Annotated in this window: 4 protein-coding genes; all 4 read left to right on the top strand. The window is 47.9% G+C overall.

What is annotated here, in order from left to right; genetic code table 11:
- Nucleotides 1-134: 134 nt before the first annotated feature.
- The 4 genes from QVO39_RS01900 to QVO39_RS01885 all read left to right on the top strand — a co-directional run bounded on the left by QVO39_RS01900 (nucleotide 135) and on the right by QVO39_RS01885 (nucleotide 5,836).
- Entirely contained in the window at nucleotides 135-1,673 is a 1,539-nt protein-coding gene (locus QVO39_RS01900) for a DUF4301 family protein (protein WP_021902780.1), read from the top strand.
- 33 nt (nucleotides 1,674-1,706) lie between these two features.
- Nucleotides 1,707-3,500, top strand: coding sequence for an aminopeptidase P family protein (locus QVO39_RS01895; protein WP_021902779.1), 1,794 nt, complete (start codon nucleotides 1,707-1,709; stop codon nucleotides 3,498-3,500).
- Nucleotides 3,501-3,560: 60 nt separating this feature from the next.
- Entirely contained in the window at nucleotides 3,561-4,082 is a 522-nt protein-coding gene (locus tag QVO39_RS01890; RefSeq protein WP_021902778.1) for a gamma carbonic anhydrase family protein, read from the top strand.
- Nucleotides 4,083-4,168: 86 nt separating this feature from the next.
- Nucleotides 4,169-5,836 (top strand): dipeptidase, encoded by a 1,668-nt coding sequence (locus QVO39_RS01885; RefSeq protein WP_018027570.1) that lies wholly within the window; start codon nucleotides 4,169-4,171, stop codon nucleotides 5,834-5,836.
- Nucleotides 5,837-5,990: the final 154 nt, after the last annotated feature.

The following is a 5,990-nucleotide window of genomic DNA, read 5'->3' as shown; positions in this document are numbered from 1 at the left end:
GGTCCTTACCCAATCTCGGATGAACCCTCCCTTTTTAGTGCTCTATTTTTCGGGAAGTCTCGTGAAAAATGAGTACATTTGTGTGCAGGAGGAGAGGGGGAAGGTATTCATTTATTAAGCAATCGACAGAGACTATGGCAGACCTACACTTATCGGACAATGACCTAAAGCAATTGCAGGAGAAGGGCATCTCACAGACTCAACTTGAAGGGCAGCTACGGCGATTTGCCCAAGGATTTCCCTACCTACATTTGGTAAAAGCGGCCTCGGAGGAGGAGGGCATCGTGACACTAGAGGGCGATGCACTAGATGCAGCACTCAAGGAGTGGGAGCGGACGCTATCCTCCCCCACCTCGGTAGTGAGCCGATTTGTGCCGGCTAGTGGTGCTGCCTCTCGAATGTTTAAGGCGCTCTTTGCCTATCTACACACGGAGGAGATGAACGATGATACCCGTGAGGTGCTAGACCACATCACCGACTTTGCCTTTTTTGATAGCCTCAATCGTGCTTGTATGCTGGGTGAGGGTGGCAAGGGCTGTCTGAAGTTGATCCAATCGGGCAAAGAGCATACGGTGATTGAATACCTTTTAACGGAAAAGGGGCTTAACTACGGGCATTTACCTAAGGCGTTGCTTCAATTTCATCGCTACCCCGAGGGAAGCCGCACAGCTATGGAGGAGCAGCTGGGGGAGAGTGCTAAATACGCACGCAATGCCGATGGTACGGTAAAGATACACTTCACCCTAAGCCCTGAGCATATTGAGCCTTTCCAGACGCTCCTCAAGCGAAAAAGGGGTGAGATAGAGGAGCGCTACTCCTCTGTACTAGAGGTGACCTATTCTATTCAGAGAAGTAATACAGATACCATTGCTGTGGATATGGATAACCAGCCGATGAGGACTAAGGAGGGGGCTTTGCTTTTCCGTCCAGGAGGGCATGGGGCTCTGATCCATAACCTTAACGAAATCGATTCGGACATTATCTTTATTAAGAATATTGATAATGTAATCCCTCAGCCCTACTGGTGTGACACGCTGATCTACAAAAAGGCAATTGGAGGCTATCTAGTACAGCTCCGCAATAAGGTCTACAAGTATATGGCGCAATTAGGGGAGGATAAAAAGGTGAGTAATAACCTTATCAGTGAGATCAAAACCTTTGTGGAGGAGAACTTCTGCATCGAGACCTCGGCACTTGATGAGCTATCCCTGGAGGAGCAGACCAACTTCCTAAGGAGGATCCTCAATCGACCTATCCGCGTTTGTGGCATGGTACGAAATACGGGGGAGCCAGGGGGTGGCCCTTACATTGTGAAGAATGAAAATGGTACTACAGGTCTGCAGATCTTGGAAAGCACTCAGATCAATATGAATGACCCTGTGGATAAGGAACTATTTGAGACAAGCACTTACTTCAATCCTGTGGATCTAGTGCTTTGCGTGAAGGATTATCGTGGCAATAAGTTTGATCTCCTTTCGTTTGTGGATGAGGAGACTGGATTTATCAGCCACAAGAGCCAAGAAGGGCAAGAGCTAAAGGCTCTGGAGCTTCCCGGCTTGTGGAATGGGGCGATGAGCAATTGGCTCACGGCGTTTGTGGCGGTACCTGGAACGACTTTCAACCCAGTGAAGAAGGTGAATGACCTACTTCGTCCAAGCCACCAACTATCATAAGAAAGAGATAATAATCAATAGATATTAAACAATATGAAAGAAAATATCAAGGAGCGACTGAAAGCACTGAGAGGTGCGATGAAAAGGGAGCAGATAGATGCATACATTGTACCTAGCTCAGACCACCATCTGAGTGAATATACCCCTACTTGCTGGAAGCATAGGGAGTGGATTACAGGATTTAATGGCTCGGCAGGTACCGCCGTGGTAGCTATGGATGAGGCTGGTCTTTGGACCGACTCACGCTACTTCCTTCAGGCAACTCAGCAATTGGAGGGGACAACCATTGATCTGCGTAAGGAGGGTCTTCCTGAGACACCCTCTATCGCCGATTACCTTCGCACGAAGAAGGGGGTGAAGCGGGTAGGATTCTTTGAGAAGTCGATGAGTACAGCAGAGGCACTTCGCTACAAGAAGGTACTGGATATCGCTGGTATTGAGATGGTGACAGAGAAGGATCTGATCTCGGAGGTCTACACAGATGCCCCTGAGATTCCACGCAATCCTTTCTTTATCATGCCTACGAAATATGCGGGTCTCACCACTAAGGAAAAGGTGGCTAATGTGCGTGCTGCACTAGAGGCGAAGGGAGCTAATGCTATCATCATCAATATGCTGTGTGAGCTGGCTTGGCTATTTAATATCCGAAGTAATGATGTAGCCTTCAACCCTGTAGGCATCGGATATGGTCTGCTAACTAAGGATCAAGTGACGCTATATGCTTTCCCCGAAAAGTTGCCAGATGAGGTACGCCAGCATCTTAAGGAGAATGGCGTGAACATCAAACCATACGAAGCAGTTTATGCCGATGTGGCAGCACTTCCTAAGAAGACGGTGCTCTCTTTTGACCCAGCTCGAAACAACTACGCTTTCTACAGAGCGATCCCTGAGGGCGTAACCGTAATTGAGCAATTGAGCCCTATCACGCTACTTAAGGCGGTGAAGAATGAAACAGAGCACCAAGGCTATGTGAATGTGATGAAGCGTGATGGTGCTGCCCTCACCCGCTTCTTCATTTGGCTTGAAAAGACACTAGAGAGTGGCGAAACACCTACAGAGTATGAGGTGGGTGTCCAATTAGCAAAGTTCCGTGCGATGGATGAGCAGTATGTCAATGATAGCTTTGCCCCTATCGCTGGTTATCGCGACCACGGAGCTATTGTCCACTATAGTGCTACCCCCGAGAGTTCGCACAAGCTGCAGCACAATGGGATGTTCTTGCTGGACTCTGGTGGTCAATATTACGACGGTACCACAGATATTACCCGTACCATTTCGCTGGATGGCAAGCCTACAGCAGAAGAAAAGGCCGACTATACGCGTGTACTGAAGGGACATATTCAGTTGGCAACAGCTATCTTCCCTGAGGGGACGCGAGGCTCGCAGTTGGATATCCTTGCGCGCAAAGCCCTTTGGGATAATAGTCAGAACTATGGACACGGCACTGGGCACGGTGTGGGCTACTTCCTCAATGTTCACGAGGGACCACAAAACATCCGAATGGACGAGAATCCTACTGTGCTTCAGCCAGGTATGGTTACATCCAATGAGCCAGGTATCTACATCACGGGTAAGTATGGTATTCGTATTGAAAACCTCATCTATACCAAGCCATATTCTGAGGGAGACTTTGGCAAGTTCTTCTGCTTCGAGACACTCACCCTCTGTTATCTAGATAATAGCTTGGTAGACCTTCCACAGCTTACCGATAAGGAGCTGGAGTGGTACAATAACTATCAAGAACGAGTATACCGAGAGGTATCACCACTTCTTAATAGCGAAGAGGCTGCTTGGCTCAAAGCCAAAACAGCACCCTTGAGTAGGTAATTTTTTAAACTAATAGTAGGAGGTACTTCCTAGAGTACCTCCTACTTTTTTCATTTTTATATGGCAATAATTCAAGAGGTGAGGGGTTTTACACCCAAGATCGCTCATAATGTTTTTCTCGCTACTAATGCTACCGTGGTGGGAGATGTAGAGATAGGCGAAGGGAGCAGTATATGGTTTGGTGCTGTGGTGCGTGGCGATGTCAATAGCATTCGCATAGGCAAAAACGTGAATGTACAGGATGGAGCTGTCATCCACACCCTATATCAAAAGTCGGTCTCAATACTAGAGGACAATGTCTCTATCGGGCACAACGCTATCATTCACGGAGCTAAGATCGAAGAGGGAGCCCTAGTAGGAATGGGAGCTATTGTGATGGATCATGCCGTGGTAGGGAGAGGAGCGATTGTAGCTGGTGGAGCTGTAGTCCTCTCCAATACGGTAATAGAACCTGGTGCACTTTACGCCGGCGTCCCTGCTAAGTTTGTGAAGATGCTAGACCCTGAGCAACAGCAAACCATCAATAAGCGTATCTCCGATAACTACCAAATGTACGCCTCCTGGTACCCTCCACAGGAGTAACAGGAGGCTTTAGGCTTGGTTATCTGCCGAAAAAAGGGTAACTTGCTGAAGATTTTCAAACCAATAATACAAAAGACTGTAACAACATGAAGAAAACTCTATGCAAGGTGGCTATGGCACTAGCTATCGCCACTCTAGGAGCGGGAGTCTCAGCAGAGGCTTGTACCGACCTAATTGTAGGACCCAAGGCATCTACAGACGGGAGCGTCTTTATTAGCTACGCTGCAGATAGCCACACATTATATGGCGAGCTATACCATTGGCCTGCCGCCACTTGGACCACGGGAAGCATCCTTAAGGTAACTGAGTGGGATTCAGGTATTCCAACAGGTGAGATTGCACAGTATGTAGGGCGCACCTACAACGTGATTGGCAATATGAATGAAAAGCAAGTAGCCATCACAGAGAGTACCTGGGGCGGTTGCGACAAGTGCCAAGGCACAGAGGGTCTGATGGACTATGGAAGCCTTATTTATATCGCACTTCAAAGGTCGGCAACAGCTCGCGAAGCTATTGACGTCATCACAGGTCTAGTAGATCAATATGGCTATAGAAGTAGTGGTGAAAGCTTTACCATTGCCGATAAAAACGAAGTATGGGTAATGGAGATGATCGGTAAGGGCAAAGGCGAGAAGGGTGCCGTTTGGGTAGCTATTCGCATCCCCGACGATGCTATCTCAGCTCACGCCAACCAAGCACGTATCCAGCAGATTCCTTTTAATGACAAGGAGAACTGCCTCTACAGTCCCGACGTTGTAGAGTTTGCTCGCAAAAAGGGCCTCTACAAGGGAAGTGACAAGGACTTTAGCTTCCAAAAAGCCTACAACCCCTACGACTTTGGTGGTCTACGTGGCTGTGAGGCAAGAGTGTGGTCTTTCTTCAATCGCTTTGCCGATGGCATGGATAAATACCTACCTCTAGTTATGGGATACGAGCCAGATGCAGAGCCAATGCCACTTTATGTAAAGCCTAATCGCAAGCTCTCACTTGCCGACGTGCAGAATATGATGCGAGACCACTACGAGGATACCCCAATGGATATGACCAAGGATCGTGGTGCAGGTGCTTATAAAGTTCCCTACCGCTGGAGACCTATGGGCTTTGAGGTAGATGGCCAAGAGTATGTCAATGAACGTGCTATCGCAACACAGCAAACTGGTTTTGTACTAGTGGCTCAGATGCGTAAAGACCTACCCGATTATGTTGGAGGTATCCTATGGTTTGGTGTGGATGACGCAGATATGACCCTCTTCAAGCCTATGTACGCCTCTATGACCCGTGTACCTCATAGTTTTGCACCAGGCAATGGATCTATGACTAAGTTCTCTTGGACCTCAGCCTTTTGGATGCACAACTGGGTAGCCAATATGGCCTATGGCAAGTACAGCTATATGATTAAGGACATCCGCAAGAAGCAGCAAGAGATTGAGGGGCAATGGCAAAGTATTCAGCCAGCCATCGAAGCAAGAGCCATGGAGATTGCTAAGAGCCAAGGCGAAGCAGCTGCAGTAGAGTTCCTTACCAACTACTCCTGCCAGATTGCCGACCAATCGACAGCTGAGTGGAAGCAACTCGGAGAGTACCTACTAGTGAAGTACATTGATGGTAATGTTAAGCTAGAGAAAGATGGTCAATTCGTAGAGGAGCACGGACTCGTAGCTTTCCCAGAGCAACCAGGCTATAGCGAAGACTTCTACCGTCACGTAGCAGAGGGCGACAATGTAGAGCACCTCAAGGTACCAGCAAAGAAGTAACCAACTCACACTTTATCTATACTAAAGTGATGAGCTGAAAAGTCAGTTCATCACTCTATTTTTATATCCACTGAAACCATTGTAACAATCAAGAATCACAGAAGGACCTCGGCAGAGGTCCTTGTTAAATAGGCACAGGTCAAGGCACGTAGTG

The organism is Porphyromonas sp. CAG:1061 (assembly GCF_000435035.1).
In the GTDB taxonomy this organism is placed as follows: domain Bacteria; phylum Bacteroidota; class Bacteroidia; order Bacteroidales; family Porphyromonadaceae; genus Porphyromonas_A; species Porphyromonas_A somerae.
Note: the sequence above shows the minus strand (reverse complement) of the source record. Positions and strands in the feature narration are given on the sequence as shown.